The sequence below is a fragment of the Ureibacillus sp. FSL K6-0786 genome, from assembly GCF_037965165.1.
GTDB classification, from domain to species: Bacteria; Bacillota; Bacilli; order Bacillales_A; family Planococcaceae; genus Ureibacillus; species Ureibacillus thermosphaericus.
The window spans coordinates 910,740-928,072 of the sequence record NZ_CP150191.1; the positions used below are offsets into that span (position 1 = coordinate 910,740).

The following is a 17,333-nucleotide window of genomic DNA, read 5'->3' on the forward strand; positions in this document are numbered from 1 at the left end:
ATAATAATGAATAGTAAATAATACATATGTTTCTCCTTTATTATTAATAAAGATAGAACCAACAAAAAAAAGGGAGAATTTTATTAGTTGGTTACTTCTTTAAACTCTCCCCTTTAATGTTAAGATTACTTCTCCAAGACTTATTCATTTACCAGTTCTTCATTATGTTTTTTTTGAGATAAGCCTATTTAAACATTTAAATAGATATTTTTCATATCAGTAATGACTTGATCCAGTGAGTAACTCCTGATCATATCTAAACTTGCACTGGAAAAACGGGATCTTAAGTGGGTAGAATTATATAATTCTTCAATTTTATCGGAAAATGCAACAACATCATGAATACCCACAACATACCCATTTATTCCGTCTTTCACCAGATCACGATTACCTCTGCAATTTGTCACTACCAACGGTAATCCGGTTGCCATAGCCTCCATAACATTTAATGGAAGTCCTTCTCTTCTGGAAGAAGAAACGGCTATATCAGAAAGAGCCAATAGATTAGCGACATCATTTCGGTAACCTAAAAATTGGACATTTTCTCCTAATCCCAATTCACTTACTTGTAGAGAATAATGCTCTTTCAGTTCTCCGTCCCCCACAAGTAAAAGTTTTAAATTAGGAATTTTATTTTTGAGAAGATGAACTGCGTTAATGAGTAAATCTTGTTGCTTGTTATAATTAAGTTCTGCAACGGAAATTAATATAAAATCTTTTTCCGAATATCCATAGTCTTTTCTCAGCTTTAATTTTTTTTCTAAAGACTGGGGGGTAAAACGATTAGTATCAATACCTACTCCATTAACTAACTCTATTTGCTTTGCATTAAAATTTTTTTTTGCTGTATTGAAATCCTCATTGTTTATTGTGATTAAACAATCAGTATATCTGGATAACCATTTTTCAATAGGATAATAAATCAACCAATTGATTTTGGGAGCACCTTTAAAAAAGTGGAAACCATGAGCTGTATAAAGTACTTTTGTTCCTTTTTTTCGCGCGTCTCTTGCAGCGAATCTTGCAAGAACACTGCCCATAGGTGTGTGGCAATGAATGATTTCATAATTATTATTGTCAATAATCTTTTTTAATTTTTTGTATACATTAATATTTTCAAATTTATATGGTGAGCGTTCAAAAGGAAGATCATAATATTTATCACAATATGGGATTTCAAGGTCTTCTTTATTGTCAAAGTCATTTCTCGCACATACATGTGTTTCATATCCCATTTCTTTAAATATTTTTAAATAAGGGATATGAAATGCATTTATATGTTTTTTTACTACAGTCGCTACAAATAATACTTTTTTCATTATAGTTGGCTCCGTTTATTATTCTTTTATTATAAACGTGATAAATTATTATTCTATTAAATTAATTTGTGTTGTATTCTTTCAATATTTTCTGAAGAAAAACAACACCTAAACCAATCATAATTCCTGAAACAAATCCAATTACCAGCAATAATAGATGATTAGGAGAAGATGGCCCCTTTGGTAAAGTAGGTTCAGAAATTATACGAATAAAGGGATCGGGTTTAAAATTCTCTAAACCAGTTTTAATAGATTGATAATCTGCTAATATATTGCGATATTCTTTAGATTTCGTCTGAATCTGAGCTTGTAATTGAAGCAATTGATTTTGTATTGAACCACTTACGTTCGCTAATGCTTTTATATGTTCGTCTGATATATTAATTACCATGTCCGGATTTAAAATCGTTTGTAAAATTAATACTTCTGGCAAATGATTGCTTCTAACAATTGAGTTGTATTCGTTAATAAGGGATTCAATTTCAATAGAAAGAGATTCAGCGTCTTTGTTATAAGTATTTTCTAAGTTTTTCAAAGTATTATGAACAGATTCATTCATTCGAACTTTTGTAGTTTCTATTATAATTTGTAATTCCTTTTGTGCATTTTTTGGTGAATCACTAGTATAGGCCATCGTTAAAGTATTATTATCAGTTTTTATGTCTAATTTTCGTTGACTATAATCTTTTTGTATATTTTCTGTTAGAAAAGCCTCATTAATAATCAATTCATCTTTTGCACGATAAGAAAATATTTGAGGAGTAAACTCTGTTGCTACAAAACTTTCCATTATACCTGTATCTTGTACACTACTTGCAACTTGTACAATCGCTTTTGATTCATATTTTTCTGGCAATATTACCCAAGAAAGTATCCCAGAAAAGATAACGCAAATAATTGTAATAATTGATATAATCCATTTTCCTTTAATAATAATATCTATTACTTCTTTCAGTTCTTTGTTTTCTCTCATTAACTTTTTACTCCCTCTTTTTCTGACAATATTAACCCGAATAGGATACCAGTCAATGCCCACATTACCCCTGATGTTCCCGGTAATGAATCATTAAAGATTGCCTGGATAAAGAATGCTATAGAACCGATGCTAAGAATTGATAAATAAATTATCTTTCTATTAAATAGAATTTTTATGCTACTAATAATAATGATACCAACTATTAACAGGAATGCTATAAATCCAATAATGCCAGTTCCATATAAGATTCCTACATATACGCTATGTGGTTTATCGGTAATTGTATGTTCGGTGAACAATCCAGCACGTGCATCAATATTGTAGTGTGGGAAATTATACATTAACGAATCTAACCCATAACCAAAGATTGGACGTTCTTTAAAAAGATTCAATGTCTTTTCCCATATGTATAATCGCCCTGTCCCTGGAGCCCAAGAGCGCCCAGGTAGTTTAGGCAATTCAAAAGTATTGTCTGATGCGTATGCTTTATTGAGTAAATCAATCTCAAAACCATTAGTTGCTTTAGAAATCTTTTCTTCTTGTTCATAAGGGTTTTTGTCCACAAAGAATCCAATAGATTCTCTCCATACTACAGGATTCTCTTTCGAAAGTATGTGAAGAGTTATACTTGAAAGCACTAAAAATATCCCGAGAATTATAATACCTTGTATTTTATTTTCTGCTTTCATAATAAGTACTAGAATTGGAACGACCATAATAAGCACAGTTAGAAAACCACTTGTTGAAATTGACATAAGCATAACTGCAATTGAGAAAGTTGCACAAATTATATTGATTATACTAATCAATAGATTTTTCCCTACAATTGCAGCTGCTAAAAACATCACAGTCATTATGGCAAACATTCCACTCATATAGTTCCACTGGTTCAATGTACCAACAAGCTGTGAGTCTTCAGCAATACTAGCACCTTCTGGCAATAATACAGTAACAATTTTTTGTATCCATTCTTTTTGCATTAAATCATTGCCTGTAAAGTTCATTGTAATGATAAAGAAGTTGATAAATATAAATGGATAAAGCGAATATAAAACTTTATTCACCGCATTTTTTGGATAATTAATATTCATTGCAATAAACATTAATGCAATATAACATAACCAGCTAATGGCACCATCAGAGCGGTTATATTGTCCTGCTAATGTAATTGATATATTAGGAGAAGCAATGGTTGAAATTACAATGGCAATTGCGAATATTGCTAAAAGGTAATTTAATTTTGTTTTTCGAATTATGCCATTCATAAAAAAAATTTTAATAAGTAATAAAAGCCCAGTTATTATTGTAATAATTAACACAATTAAAGATTTATAATATGTAAAAATATCACCTTTTGCACCAGATGTAAGTGAGCCAATATTTGTTACGACTGGACTGATTACTTCTCTTACTTCAGCTAGTACAATTAAAGGCATAAAACCAATTAATAATAATAATAATCTAAAAATCCACTTATCAATATATTCACGTGATATTCGATTTTCTTCCTCATCAACTAACACATTGACTTGTCTTTCTTCTCCATAAAATGAAGTCATTTATATATACCTGCCTTACTGTTGATTTTTGATTGCAGTGAGCAATTCTTGGACTCTTTCTTGGTAATTAGGATATTCCTCTGGTTGCCACCACCACTCTTGACAGCGGATTAAAACAGTTTTTGCATCTTCATAACGTTCTGCTTTGAAGAATATTTCACCTAATTGAAGCATAAATATAGGATCCTCTACTCTATATGGATTAGTATCAAGTGCTTTTTGCATCAAGATTGCAGCCTTATTATAGTCTTGATTAATAGCAGATATTAATCCCCCCATGTAATTCACAACTTCTGAATTAGGTTGATTTTTTAATAATTCCTCAATATAAATTGCAGCTTCTTCAAAATTTTCTTCATTGTAAAGTCTTTGAACTTGATCGTATAATAACTCATTTTTAAGAAAATATTCATCTTGATTTTTTGCCATGACTTTGGCAACCATTAACCCAATAATTATAAAACCAATCATTCCTAATAATATGTATTTTCTATGTAATTCTTTTAATTTCATATTCTCAATCCTTTGATTAAATTTCTCATCATAATGTACACTTTACAATCATACACTATTTACTTCAATATTGCTTTAGTATCATGTCCACTCATTTGTCATTAAAATCCTACCAAAGAATAACCAGAGTATTGTAAAATCTAGATTTCAGTTATAGCAATAAAAAAAGAGAACCATTTCTTATTGCGAATATTAGAATTCACAAAAATGTTTCTCTAAGGAAATTATACATTAAATTTTGACAGTATTCTACTGAAAACTTCGGCTCTATAACTTTTGGTGTTAGTGACCTAATCCTACACCCATTTTTTATACAAAAAAATGTGATACGGCGATACTTTGGTAAAATGTTTATCGCTAGCCACATTCCCAAAGGAGTAATATCAATTTCTCATAATAATTTGTCTCATCATTGACAGTTTTTATAGCTACTATCAACCAAATTATAACTATCTACCTAAGCACTTATGTTTTCACGAGTTTAAATCGATGAATTCTGGAACTGGAGCGATGCAAAATATTTCTTGCGATTTTCAATAATAAAACTATTGTGATTGATGCTTATTGTCTATAAATCCAATAAATTTTCCCTAATACATAAATTATTATTGATTTCTCTATCATCCAAGTAATTAGCAATGCTTTAAAACAAACTCGTACAAGTATTAAGTGGAATATACTCTGCAATACGATTGTATCAATAGCGATATTGAAGGAATTAATCATATGGTTATTTCATTAAACGGTTTTCTTTTGGTAATCTTTAATTTTAATACTTTAAAATAACTTTTTAATTATTCATAACTTAATAACAATGGAAAAGCTTAGAGGAAAATCTTTCATCATTTAAGCTACTAAGTGATGATTTTATCATGTCAAAGGTAAGCCCGAATTCAAACGACGCATATCAATCGATCGTACCTCCCTGTACAGAGGAGGTGTTTTTGTTTGGCAATTGAAAAATTAAATATCGTCCCTGTCAATTTGGAATCCGATTCTGATTCAACTCCACCCTCAACGAGTCGTGGTCCACTCAAACCTGTATGCGTTATTCAAGCAACAAATTTCAAAATCTCCTTTTACCCCGGTGTAAAACCTCACATCATTCAAACGGTCATCAAGGAGTTGAATAGCAGTGATTCATGATTTTACTAAGTGTAAAAATATCTATATCATTTGTGGTAGTGCGGATATGAGAAAAGGAATTGATGGTCTTGCCACCTTAATTCAGGATTCTTTCGAACTGGATCCATATAGCAACGCCATTTTCTTATTTTGTGGACGGAAGAAAGACCGCTATAAATGTTTGTATTTTGATGGAGATGGCTTCGCCATGTTATACAAACGAATCGATAACGGCAAACTCCAATGGCCCAGAAATGAAAATGAGGTTCGAAATATGACTCAACAGGAGCTTCGATGGTTACTCGAAGGGCTCTCGATTCAACAACCTAAAGCCATCCAAAAATCGAAAAAAGGTGTCTTCTAAATACCGATTCATGATATAATCAACTCTATATAGAATCAGTACGGAAAAGTGGTGGATGTTGTGAACAATGATTCATACGAAAAGTTAATTCAGTCATTAGAAGAGCAACTAGCTCATGCCAATCAAAAAAATGATGAACTGTTGAAACAAATTGAATTATTGTCACAACAAGTTCGTTATTTAACTAAACGGCTTTATGGCTCAAAATCTGAAAAATCAAAGTATCAAGCTCCAGACGGACAGTATTCTTTGCTTGATGACGACTCTTTTTTTAATGAACCTGAGCACACAGGAGAAAAAAGCACGGACACTGTGACATACACAGTTGTTCGTAAACGACATAACAAGAAAAAACGAAATGATTCTTTTATGGATGGTTTAGAAATTGAAGAAATTCATCATCATCCAGAAAACTTACAATGCGAGTGTTGTCAATCACCTATGACAGAGATTGGCAGTACGATTGTACGAGAAGAAGCAAAATTCATACCAGCTACTATGAAGCGTGTTCAGCATATTGAACACGCTTATGAGTGTAGGTCTTGTAAAAAAGATTCGAATAAAGACTCACAAATCAAACGTGGAAAAGCACCGCAACCTGCCATTCTGCGAAGTATCGCAGGACCAACGGTCTTAGCAAAACTCATCTATGATAAATTTATTCTTTATTTACCCTTATATAGGCAGGTAAAGGAATGGCATCGTTATGGTTTACTAACCAATGATAAGAACCTATCCAACTGGATGATTCGCACTGCAGAAGATTGGCTTCTTCCATTATATAATCGGATGAAAGAAACGCTCTTGAAAAAATCTATCCTTCATGTCGATGAAACCTATGCCCAAGTTTTGAACCGCTCTGATGGGAAGCCAGCCCAGTCTAAGGCTTACAACTGGGTATTCCGTAGCGTAGGATCTCAAGGTCCAGCAATTGTTCTGTTCCATAGTGCTTTATCTCGAAGTCGGGAAATTTTGACTGACTTTATAAAAGGCTTTAAAGGAACGATGATCTGCGATGGATATTCTGCATATCATGATGTATCGAATATTCATTTTGCCAACTGCTGGGCTCATGTTCGTCGATACTGGTTAAAAGCTGATAGTAAAAATGGACGGATTGGTGTGGATTATTGCAATCAACTTTATCGGTTAGAACGTAAATTTAAAAAACTTCGACCGAGTGAACGTAGAAAAGCAAGACAAAAGGAGTCCAAACCAATCGTCGAGGCATTTTTCAAATGGATTGATGAATCTCCTTTCTATGGGAAGAATGCCCTTGCAAAAGCTGCGGAGTATACATTGAAGCACGCCGAAGGCTTAAAAGCTTTTCTGTATGATGGACGCATTGCAATGGACAACAACCCAGCTGAAAATGCGATTCGGCCGAATGTCATTGGACGAAAAAACTGGCTGTTTTCCGTGAGTGAATCGGGAGCCGATGCAAATGCCATCTGTTTAAGCTTGGCTGAAACGGCAAAAGCTAATGGAATTGATTTTTATCGATACTTAGTGAAAGTATTGTCGGAACTCCCAAGTTTACCAATCCATCAACAGCCAGAAATATTAGATCGCTATTTGCCATGGTCGAAAACAATTTGTCAATCATGTGCAATAGCAAAATAGCCCTCAATCCGAAAAAACTTGGGATTGAAGGGCTATTCGTCGTGCGTACCAGAAGGGTGCGCATTTTTTTATTTATCTCACATATTTCGGGCTTACTGTCAAAGTCCATTTTTAAAATAGAAGAACCTATTCCACCCACATCAAAAATTATAGATCGAGTAGGAGGGAGCGATTAACTCCCGTCCTCTCACACCACCGTACGTACGGTTCCGTATACGGCGGTTCAATTAAGATAATTGACGCAAGTTTTCATAACGAGCTTCAAGACTTTTCAGCCCTTGGTTTCTCCAATAGGAGTTACCAAGGGTTCTGTGTAATATTGGACTATTTGAAATACGCCAATAACTCTTCCGAGTATTTCCCCATTCATACGCTTGCCATTGTGGTACGCCAAGTTGAATAAGGTTGCGTATCTTTGTTTTCGGTTTCTTCCAGTTCTTCCATAGACACATTCGAAGTCTTCTACGAATCCATTTATCTAATTCAAGGAATATAGATTTGGTGTCTGCTAACGCAAAATATCCACACCATCCCATTAGATATTGATTCAGTTTCTGAATGCGGTATTCCATCGGGTAGGGCATCTTGCGTGATGTGATTTCACGAACTTTATTCTTCATTCGTTTAAGGCTTTCTTTTGCGATACGAACCTTTGGCTCTTTATGATAGGTATAGCTAAATCCTAGAAACTTACGTTTCCATGGACGGTCGACCGCTGATTTCTTTTCATTTACTTTCAGTCGTAGTTTTCCTTCAATAAATCGCTGGATACTTGCCATTGTGCGAAGTCCTGCTCGTTTACTTTTCACGTAAATGTTACAGTCATCCGCATATCGAACGAATTTGTGTCCTCTTCTTTCCAATTCTTTATCTAGTTCATCTAGTACAATGTTAGATAGTAGCGGACTTAATGGTCCTCCTTGTGGAGTTCCTTCTAATGTGCTTGACACCACACCATTAATCATGACTCCCGATTGTAAATACTTACGAATCAATTTCAGTAATGGTTTATCTTGGATTCTCTTCGCGAGTGTACCCATTAATCTGTCATGGTTGACCTTATCAAAGAATTTCTCCAAGTCCATATCTACAACCCATCGATGTCCATCTCTTATATATTCTTTCGCTTTCCTCACCGCATCATGGGCACTTCGGTTTGGTCTAAATCCGTAGCTGTTTTCAGAGAATGTAGGGTCATACACTTTTGAAAGTACTTGGGCGATTGCTTGTTGAATCAAACGGTCTGTTACGGTAGGGATTCCTAGTAAACGAACACCGCCGTCAGGTTTCGGGATTTCGACTCTGCGGACTGGCATTGGTTCATAAGTTCCCTTGAGAGTTGCCTCCTTAATAGATAGCCAGTTTTCGACTATGTGCTGTCGTAGGTTTTGTACGGGCGTCATATCTACTCCGTGGCTTCCTTTATTCTGTTCTACACGTTTTAGTGCTTGAAGCATGTTCTCCCGTGACAGGATTTGATTCAAAAGCATCGTTATTCTCCTTCCGTGAATAGCTGTTCTCTTTATGCCAGTGGTCACTCCACCCTCCAAGAGGTCCCCCACGGGATTCACCGCTTCCTTCCTCAAGTGAGGTACTACGTTTTCTGTGTTCATCATGACTCACTGAATGCCAAGGGCTATTCTCTCTTAATTGTTCGGTCCTTCTTAGTAGTTCTAAACCAACTAATACTATGACCTCTGCTGACTTCTGACGGTTCAGCTACTTATCACTAAGTAGGTTATGAAGCGTACTTCACATATCCGCCAGACCTCCCCGGGTAAGTACATGCACTTTCACACCATCTATCCGCCTCATTTACTCGATATGACCTTCGACAGAAAGAGCTTTGTTTTGTTTTGCAAACTCACTCAATCATACCTAGCCTTATATGAGGTTCGTGTTCCTCGGACCGGTGTTTTGCCTCCAGCTTCCTTCAGATTCCGCGTCACCACGGACACCCTTGCTCTTGGCTAACCTCTACTTCTGTCTTCGGGGTTCGGGACTTACACCCTATAGTTCATGTACATGCCGGGCGCACAAAAAAAACCGATCTAGAGTACTAGATCGGTTTTTTGAATTAGTTTATTACTTAATAACTTTAACACGTAGAGATTTGCTTACGCCATCTACTTTAATAGTTACAGTGAAGTAGTCACCCACACTTAGAGCTGGAGTTCCTCCAATTACTACATCATGGCGACCGTTATTTTTCACTTTAACATTATCATTTTGAGTAAATACATCAGAAATTGTTAAAGTAACGCCACTTCCAGTGTAAGTTGCATCGCTAGAATCATGAGTAAATTTAACTCTACCATTTGTAATATCATCTACAGTTACTTTTTTACCATACTGGTCTTTAATTTCAAATACATGTTTATCTAGTTCTTCTAAAATTTGTTCACCAGTGATAGCGTTTGTGCTTGTTAATTTTACTTCTAAGATTTCTAAATCTTTTTCACTGATAGAGTTGCTGTCTTTTAATTTGATGCTAGCAGCTTTACCAGGTGCTTCAGAAACTACTAATTTATGAAGAATCTCTTCACCTGTAGCGTTGATTACAACACGTACTCCTGTTTCGATATTTTGATATCCAGCAGCTTTAAATGCATCTTTTAATGCTTCTGAATCTGCATCAGCATATACATCAATTACATCTGGAGTAGTAGCTGATGTAGAGTATTTTGGTTTTAAGTAGTCACCAGGTAATACTTGGAAAGCTCCTGGAATATCTGTAATTTCTACTTCCACTCCGTTTGATAACACACCGTAAACTTCAATTCCTGCAGTATCAGTAGATGTTTTGCCATATACATAGCCATCACTCTTAACTTTGTATGAAGTGAAGTCATCATCTTCTACTGCACGGAATGTAATAGAAACTCTATCTGTTACATTTTTATTGCTTTCAGTTAAATCTTTAGCAGTTAATTGTAATTCGAAAGTACCGCTACCTTTCTTACCACGGTCAGTAGCTTTAACTTCAAATGTTAATTTGTCAGATGTATTTTTAATTGTACCACTTGCTTGAATAATACCATTTTCAGTATTTAGAAGTTCAATTTTGAAGTTAGGATCATTTGCAAGTTTAGCATTATCATCGAAGATACGTCCATATTGGTCTTCAATGATTAAGTCTTTTAATTTAATTTCAGCTTTTCCATCTTGGTGGAAGTATGTGTCAGCTTTATCTTTTACACCAATAATTTTTGCAGCATATGCATCTGGTTGGATTTTTAATGTGATTTCTGAATCTTGATCGTATTTTTCTACTGTTACTTCAATATCTACTTCTTCTACTCTTGGTTTAGAAGTGTTATATTTATTAGATACAGTTTTAAACTCTAGATATAATTGACCGTTTTCCTCAACAAATTGGAAACCAGAATCTCCACCAACAATACGTGAAGAAGATGCTTTGAATGTAATTCCGTTATCACGGTCACCGATTTTTTTGTTTAATTCTGCTGCATTTTTAATAACTTCACCATTGATGTCAGTTGCAATTACAGGAAGTTTTACGATTTCATCTCCAGCAACTACTTCAGATGGAGCTAATAGTTCAATTTTGTGTACTTCTGAGCTTGCTTCTACTTTGTAAACTTTTGTTGTAACTTCTCCTGTTGCTCTTGCTCTAACTTCAACAGTGTTTTCACCAGCTTCAATACGTTTTGCATCGCGGTGTGCTACTTTTAATGCGAAGTAGTATTTACCATCTACGTTTAATACTTCAATATTTTCTTCGTCTTCTAATTCGAAGATGTCTCTGTCAGATACTCTTACTCGAAGACCTCTTTTAACTTCATCTAGGATTGTAGTATCATTTGTTGAAGCTTGAGATTTAGTAGATTTTGCAAATTCAGGATCGATTTCCACACCATATTGATCTTTTACTTTGAATAATAAGTAGAAATCTTCATTACCTTTTGCAACATCTTCTAGATTTTTCGTAGTAAGTGCTTTGCCGCTTGCATTATAAATGTCTAATAATTCAACTGAACCTGGCTCTGCGATATCAGAAAGAACAACATCTTGATAAGCGTGTAACTCGTAGTCACCGTTTTCGTAAGTGAATTCAACGCTACCTTCTTCGCCTTCTTTTTCGCGCTCTTCAACCCAAGTTATAACTCTACCATTTTTAACTTCAGTATCTAAGCCGCTACCTTTGCTAGCAGTACGAATTCCTCTTACTTTAGGATCTTCATAACGAGATTCAATTACGTTTTTCGTAATGTCTTCTCCGTATTGGTTATATGCAGCAAATGCAATAACAGCTTGTTTATATACACGATCTCCGTCTTTTGCTTCACGACCTGTAAGAACTAATTTGTTAGATAAGAATTCAATTTTTGTAACTTCTTCTTTTGTAGTAGTTACAGATTTAGTTAAGTCTTTTTCACCAAGTCCGCTAACTGTTAAAGTGTATGTTGCATCAGCGAATTTGTGGTCTACAGTGATAACAGCTTCAGTTTTAGCATCGTTCCAGTCAACGTCTTTAACTGTAATTGCAGTTGTTCCACGAGCTACAGCAAATTTAGCAGCTTCTGTGTCAACAGCTTTGTTGAATTTAACTGTTAATTGGCTAACACCAGTAGCTGTTAAAGATTCGATTTCAACTTCAGCTGGTGTTGGAGTTGTTACGTCTCCGCCTTTGATAGAGATGCTTAAGAATTTAGCGAATTGACCGCGAGTTACAGCATCAGCTGGACGGAAGTTTTCAACTGTAGTGATTCTAAGATCAGCTAAAGCTTGGATGTATGGACGGAATTCGTCGAATGCTTTATCTAAGTCAGCAACTTTTACGTCTTCGATTTCAGCAGCAAGATCGATTAAAGATTTGCCGTTGATTTTTTCGTATGCGTTGTTTAAAACTTTAGCCATTTGTTGGCGTTGGATGTTTTGTGTATAGTTAAGTTTACCGTTTGAACCAGTGAATACACCAGCGTCTTTTACAAGAGCAGCGTATTTAACTAATTCTTGGTCTTGAGCTGTTACAGGAACATCGCTGAAGCGTTGAACTGTTGCCCAGTCAGCTGGAACTTCAACACCGTTAGCTTCTAAGTAACGACCTAACATTTTAACTACGTCGCTACGTTTTAATTGTTTGTAAAGACCGAATGTACCATCTGGATAACCTTTGATGATACCAGCTTCTACTAATTCATTGATATATTGGTTGAATTCGTGGTCGCCAGGAACATCAGTGAATGATGCAGCTGAAGCAACCGGTACGATAGCAGATGCTACAAGTGTAGCTGTTGCAGCTGTTGCTACAAACTTTTTGTATTTCTTTGGTTGGTTAGCCATAGAAAGATTTCCTCCTCTAATTCAATTAATATTTTTAGTTATCCTCACAAAATATGAGAAAATAAACTATTACACATAAAAGTTTAGTAGTATACGAATGGCTTGTCAATCATTTTTTAGTAACATTTCCATTAGTTTCACATGACTGTTACATTCGTAAAAAGGATAACTAAGAATCTCTTATATTATGACATAAATCGTTTGTAAAAAACAACCTTATTAAGCAAATATGTTTTAATTTTTCTACATTTTTTCAATACTACTACTGTAATCGCCAATTTTTTACAATGATTAGATTATTTTGGATGTTAGTTAACTATTTTGTTTACTTTTAATTACATTGTGTTAATTCCTTTTACCCCGAATCAATATATTGATTGGATATTAGATTTATGACCACTAATTTTAATTTTTTTGCGTTTATTGTTGATATTTTACTATTTGGGTTATTCTTCTTATTCAAGTATATATCGATTCCTGAATCCAAGATCTCATCCATGTCGCAAAGATAAAAAGAAGACCCCAGCATTTTTATGCTGAGGCCTTCTTTTTGGGCTACCAACCGTTTTTTTTCCTTGCAGGGAAAATGTATTGCTCTATATCGTAGAGGAAATCTTACTACTTCTTACAGTTTAACACCTTCACTGTAAATACACAATAAAATATTACAAAGATTACAAAATAATTTTCAATTGCATGATTTTGGCGCACCGAGGGAAATCTTGCTAATTTCGTTTTGTGTTTCGTACAACTTCAAGAAGAAATTTTGGCAATGCCATTTGTCTTTTAATACGTTTCGGTTCCATCATTAAACGATAAAACCATTCGAGTCCAACTTTTTGGAAAGCTTTTGGTGCTCGTTTCACATTCCCTGCAAGTACGTCAAAGGAGCCTCCTACTCCTTGATAGATTGTTGGGTATAATTGGTCGCGATTTGCATTAATCCAATTTTCCTGTTTTGGGCTACCCATTGCGACAAATAAAATATCAGGTTTTGCTTCATTTATTTTGGCAATCACTTTTTCATTGTCAGTTTCATATCCGTGTTGAATACCGGCAATTTGAATACCAGGATATAGTGCTTTCAGTTTTTCAGCAGCTGCTGCAGCTACACCTGGTTTCCCCCCATACAAGAAGATTGGTTTTTGTTTTTTTGCCGCTTCTTCGCAAAGTCGCATCATTAAATCGACACCTGTAACTCTTTCAGAGATTTGACCTTTTTGAATTTTGGAAGCTAAAATAACCCCAATTCCATCTGGGATTTGGAACTCTGCTTCATTTAGTAATTTTTTTAATGCCGGATCTTCTTTTGCTTTCATGATTTTTTCAGGGTTGATTGCGACAATGAGTGATTTTTCTTTCCGTTCAATGCGTTGAAATATTTGTTCGATTAGTTCATCGTAGTTTTCTGTATTGACTTGTATCCCTAATACGGTTTCTTTCATCTTCGTTCATCCATTCAATTTTGTTGTTTCATTCCGTTAACCATCATACCAAAAATTTTGCGAATGTACAGAAAGCCCAGATTAAAAAAAGATGATAAAAACATGACAAAGTTTTTACCATCTAGAAATTCGAGTTGGGTAATTGTTTATTCTATACTAAATGAATCGATAAAGGGACAGAGCATTAACCACCCTGTCGCTTACAATTTTATTGTAGTTAAACTACTTATATATTTTTTGAATCGCCAAGCAAGTGGAATTGGAATCCTGCTTCTTTCCATTTTTCGCGATCCAAGCAGTTTTTCGTATCAAGCACGATTTTGTGTTTTGGTGTGATTGTTAATGGGTTGTATTCTTTAAATTCTTTATGGTCTGTTAATACTAATAAAATGTCTGCGTCATTTACTGCTTCTTCAAAGTTTTGTGTTTGTGTTGGATGGTTATTTTCTTTAATATGCGGGTCGAATGAAACGACTTCTAAGCCTAGTTGTTGAAGTTCATGAATCACTTCTAATGATGGGCTTTCGCGCATATCGTCGACGTTTCCTTTGAATGCAAGACCCAGTACAGCTACTTTGCCGCCCGCAATGTTGTTTTCATTCAAGATTTTTTGTATTTTCTGTGCTGTGAATAGTGGCATGCCGTCATTGATGTTGCGAGCTAGATGAATCATTTGGGCTTTATCTCCGCCGAGTTCCACCAAGAACCATGGGTCAACAGCAATGCAATGTCCACCAACACCTGGTCCTGGGAAGTGGATGTTTACACGTGGATGGAAGTTTGCATAGTGAATGGCTTCCCAAATGTTTACATCAAGTTCTTCCGCTAGTTTTGCTAATTCGTTAGCGAATGCAATGTTTACATCACGGTATGTATTTTCCATGACTTTGACCAGTTCCGCAGTTGTGGCGTCCGTTAAATGGATTGGGCCTTTTACGAATAGTTCGTAAAGTTCTTTTGTCATTTCTGCAGATTTTTTATTGATTCCTCCGATGATGCGGCCGTTGTTGATTAATTCTTCAAAGATGCGTCCTGGAATTACTCGTTCTGGAGAGTGAGCGACGTATAGTTCTGTTCCAATATCTAATCCAGATTTAACGAGTTCAGGTATCATCACACGTTCCACAGTTTTTGGCGGAACTGTAGATTCCAAGATAACAAGATTTCCTTTTCTTAAATAAGGAACGATTGATTTTGTTGCTTCACGTACATATTCAAGGTTTGCTGTTTTATCTGCATTAATAGGTGAAGGAACCGCCACAATGAAAACATCTGCTTCTTGCGGTGTTGTGGAAGCTGTTAAGTATCCTTCATCTACCGCTTTATTCAGACGTTCTTGTAATCCTGGTTCTTCGATATGTAATTTTTTCTCTTGAATGCTTCGAACAGCAGCAGGGTTTACATCGACCCCGTGCACTTTTACTCCGTAATTTGCAAAAGTAACCGCAGTTGGTAATCCGATGTAACCTAGACCGATTACACACATTGTTTTGTTCATATGAATCGTTACTTCCTTTCGAGTTTCAAGAACGAGAGGGAGCTGTTCTTTTAATGATGCGCTTTTGTTTTGGGGAATTTTGATTATTAAGCGCGTTTTAAATAACTAGTGATGCTCCGAGACTCGTTTTGTTTAGAATGTCTTAATATAAATGATTTATTCATTGGTTTATTGATTGTAACTATAAATTTTATCCTGCGAGTCCTAGTATACAACTTTCGAAGGAAACTGTGAATTATTTTCACATTATCTACTCTTTTTGGTGTGGATATGGTTTAAATTCGTGTGGATTGTTTACTCACTTGTGTAGTTAATACCTTAGCTCGTGCGGATACGGTTCGCACCCGTGGATTTGCAACTTCAGCTCGTGCGGATAGTGCGTTGGCTTGTGCGGATAGTATCCCCTCTTGTGTGGATGTGCTCCTCACTCGTTCGTTTACTACTTCTTCTTGTGCAGAAAGTTCACCTACTTGTGTAGATAGTACCCCAACTTGTGCGGATAGTTCTATCTTGTATAAATACTCCAACAATCTTACGAATACAATTCCCACAAAAAAGAGCGTGCAACCTCTGCAAACTCTCACAAATTTTATAATTCATATTTACATGCTGTTGTGTTGCCTGTTCGGGATTTACTGTTAGCTTTTAATATTCTAGTTGCTTCGAAGCGATTCTTAATCTTAAGTAGTTCATCGCTTCACTTGGAGATATCGTTTTATTGATCAACATATAATAATCCCTCAAGGCTTTTTCATGGGCGTACATGCTCCGCGTATTACATTTTTCACAATGCCATGTACGTTTGAGTCGTTTCATCGGAATGGTGCCACAATTCGGACATTCTACTCCAGTTCGGATTTCTTGTGGGTTGATGTTGTAATACTGGGTTAGGGGGAAATGGTCCCAAATTCGTTCTTTTGAATATTGAATTAAATTCTCCTACTTGTTTTGAAGGAATGACTTCTTTTTTTGGCAATGACCAAATGTATTGAATAATACCTCTTCCCATAAATAACGGGTATTTGGAAGGCGGTTTATCGATAATTGCATTGTTATACGGTAATACGATTGCACCATAAATGGGGACTTTGATTTGATGTTGTTCCAAAAATGTTGTTAACCCCAAAATATATTGGTCGATTTGGGCTTCTGGGCTGCGATAGGATAGCTTTTTATCTTCTTTCACGCAAATTAGTTGAGGTGGATTGTTTGTAAACGTTAGTTCTCCATTGAGATTTTTCACTTCTAAAATGAGGCACCAGCTTGGTGAAATGAGTATAATGTCGATTTGAATCGTGATGATGGATTTAATACTGATGTTATGAAGAATGTAGGTGTTTTTAGGCAATTGATTTTCTGTCAGGATGGTTAGCAAATGTTTTTCTCCGTTTTCTCCAGCTTCTTGCAACGATAATTCTTCTTCGATTTTGAAAGCTTTTTCGTGACCCGGATTTAAACGTTTGAGAAGAGACTCTAATGCGATTTTGTAATCACTCGTTTTGTATGGTTTGAGCAGCAAATATTTCCCTCCTTTTTTCCTATTAAATTAGCAAATGGAAATTGAGAGGGGAATAGTTTACTGTAAACTTTTATTTTCGCGGAAT

The 17,333-nt window shown here is 35.3% G+C and carries 13 protein-coding genes; 3 read left to right on the forward strand and 10 right to left on the reverse strand.

The window, feature by feature from the left end; all coding sequences use genetic code 11:
• Nucleotides 1–188: 188 nt before the first annotated feature.
• The 4 genes from NSQ18_RS04435 to NSQ18_RS04450 all read right to left on the reverse strand — a co-directional run bounded on the left by NSQ18_RS04435 (nucleotide 189) and on the right by NSQ18_RS04450 (nucleotide 4,367).
• A complete protein-coding gene (locus NSQ18_RS04435) occupies nucleotides 189–1,319 on the reverse strand; it encodes a glycosyltransferase family 4 protein (protein WP_339289160.1) in 1,131 nt (376 codons plus the stop codon).
• 61 nt (nucleotides 1,320–1,380) lie between these two features.
• Nucleotides 1,381–2,292: a Wzz/FepE/Etk N-terminal domain-containing protein gene (locus NSQ18_RS04440; protein ID WP_339289162.1), complete on the reverse strand. Its 912-nt coding sequence runs from the start codon at nucleotides 2,290–2,292 to the stop codon at nucleotides 1,381–1,383.
• Nucleotides 2,292–3,854 carry an O-antigen ligase family protein gene (locus NSQ18_RS04445; protein WP_339289164.1) on the reverse strand — a complete coding sequence of 521 codons (1,563 nt, stop codon included), beginning with the start codon at nucleotides 3,852–3,854 and terminating at the stop codon, nucleotides 2,292–2,294. The genes NSQ18_RS04440 and NSQ18_RS04445 overlap by 1 nt, the downstream gene beginning before the upstream one ends.
• Before the next feature lie 15 nt (nucleotides 3,855–3,869).
• Nucleotides 3,870–4,367 carry a hypothetical protein gene (locus tag NSQ18_RS04450; protein WP_339289166.1) on the reverse strand — a complete coding sequence of 166 codons (498 nt, stop codon included), beginning with the start codon at nucleotides 4,365–4,367 and terminating at the stop codon, nucleotides 3,870–3,872.
• A 948-nt stretch (nucleotides 4,368–5,315) separates the two neighbouring features.
• Here NSQ18_RS04450 and NSQ18_RS04455 point away from each other — a divergent pair.
• The 3 genes from NSQ18_RS04455 to NSQ18_RS04465 are packed head-to-tail and all read left to right on the forward strand — an operon-like array spanning nucleotide 5,316 to nucleotide 7,479.
• Nucleotides 5,316–5,513, forward strand: coding sequence for a hypothetical protein (locus NSQ18_RS04455; protein ID WP_339289168.1), 198 nt, complete (start codon nucleotides 5,316–5,318; stop codon nucleotides 5,511–5,513).
• On the forward strand, nucleotides 5,503–5,856 hold the full coding sequence (gene tnpB, locus NSQ18_RS04460; RefSeq protein ID WP_339289170.1) for an IS66 family insertion sequence element accessory protein TnpB: 354 nt from the start codon (nucleotides 5,503–5,505) through the stop codon (nucleotides 5,854–5,856). The genes NSQ18_RS04455 and tnpB overlap by 11 nt, the downstream gene beginning before the upstream one ends.
• Nucleotides 5,857–5,916: 60 nt before the next feature.
• Complete coding sequence (locus NSQ18_RS04465) at nucleotides 5,917–7,479, forward strand: IS66 family transposase (protein WP_339289172.1); 1,563 nt, start codon at nucleotides 5,917–5,919, stop codon at nucleotides 7,477–7,479.
• A 227-nt stretch (nucleotides 7,480–7,706) separates the two neighbouring features.
• On the opposite strand, the gene ltrA is transcribed toward NSQ18_RS04465, so the two are convergent.
• The 6 genes from ltrA to NSQ18_RS04495 form a co-directional block, all read right to left on the reverse strand.
• On the reverse strand, nucleotides 7,707–8,969 hold the full coding sequence (gene ltrA, locus NSQ18_RS04470) for a group II intron reverse transcriptase/maturase (protein ID WP_339289573.1): 1,263 nt from the start codon (nucleotides 8,967–8,969) through the stop codon (nucleotides 7,707–7,709).
• Nucleotides 8,970–9,564: 595 nt separating this feature from the next.
• A complete protein-coding gene (locus tag NSQ18_RS04475; RefSeq protein WP_339289174.1) occupies nucleotides 9,565–12,786 on the reverse strand; it encodes an S-layer homology domain-containing protein in 3,222 nt (1,073 codons plus the stop codon).
• A gap of 725 nt (nucleotides 12,787–13,511) precedes the next feature.
• Nucleotides 13,512–14,231, reverse strand: coding sequence for a WecB/TagA/CpsF family glycosyltransferase (locus tag NSQ18_RS04480; protein ID WP_339289176.1), 720 nt, complete (start codon nucleotides 14,229–14,231; stop codon nucleotides 13,512–13,514).
• A 226-nt stretch (nucleotides 14,232–14,457) separates the two neighbouring features.
• The gene (locus tag NSQ18_RS04485) at nucleotides 14,458–15,729 is read right to left on the reverse strand and encodes a nucleotide sugar dehydrogenase (RefSeq protein ID WP_339289178.1); all 1,272 of its coding nucleotides are present in this window, start codon (nucleotides 15,727–15,729) and stop codon (nucleotides 14,458–14,460) included.
• A gap of 275 nt (nucleotides 15,730–16,004) precedes the next feature.
• Nucleotides 16,005–16,280 (reverse strand): hypothetical protein, encoded by a 276-nt coding sequence (locus NSQ18_RS04490; protein WP_339289180.1) that lies wholly within the window; start codon nucleotides 16,278–16,280, stop codon nucleotides 16,005–16,007.
• 233 nt (nucleotides 16,281–16,513) lie between these two features.
• Nucleotides 16,514–17,248: a nuclease-related domain-containing protein gene (locus NSQ18_RS04495; RefSeq protein ID WP_339289182.1), complete on the reverse strand. Its 735-nt coding sequence runs from the start codon at nucleotides 17,246–17,248 to the stop codon at nucleotides 16,514–16,516.
• Between the last annotated feature and the right edge of the window lie 85 nt (nucleotides 17,249–17,333).

Bases quoted from the DNA above. Each gene is read 5' to 3' on its own strand.
- NSQ18_RS04435 (WP_339289160.1), bottom strand. From the start codon at position 1,319: ATGAAAAAAGTATTATTTGTAGCGACTGTAGTAAAAAAACATATAAAT.
- NSQ18_RS04440 (WP_339289162.1), bottom strand. From the start codon at position 2,292: ATGAGAGAAAACAAAGAACTGAAAGAAGTAATAGATATTATTATTAAA.
- NSQ18_RS04445 (WP_339289164.1), bottom strand. From the start codon at position 3,854: ATGACTTCATTTTATGGAGAAGAAAGACAAGTCAATGTGTTAGTTGAT.
- NSQ18_RS04450 (WP_339289166.1), bottom strand. From the start codon at position 4,367: ATGAAATTAAAAGAATTACATAGAAAATACATATTATTAGGAATGATT.
- ltrA (WP_339289573.1), bottom strand. From the start codon at position 8,969: ATGCTTTTGAATCAAATCCTGTCACGGGAGAACATGCTTCAAGCACTA.
- NSQ18_RS04475 (WP_339289174.1), bottom strand. From the start codon at position 12,786: ATGGCTAACCAACCAAAGAAATACAAAAAGTTTGTAGCAACAGCTGCA.
- NSQ18_RS04480 (WP_339289176.1), bottom strand. From the start codon at position 14,231: ATGAAAGAAACCGTATTAGGGATACAAGTCAATACAGAAAACTACGAT.
- NSQ18_RS04485 (WP_339289178.1), bottom strand. From the start codon at position 15,729: ATGAACAAAACAATGTGTGTAATCGGTCTAGGTTACATCGGATTACCA.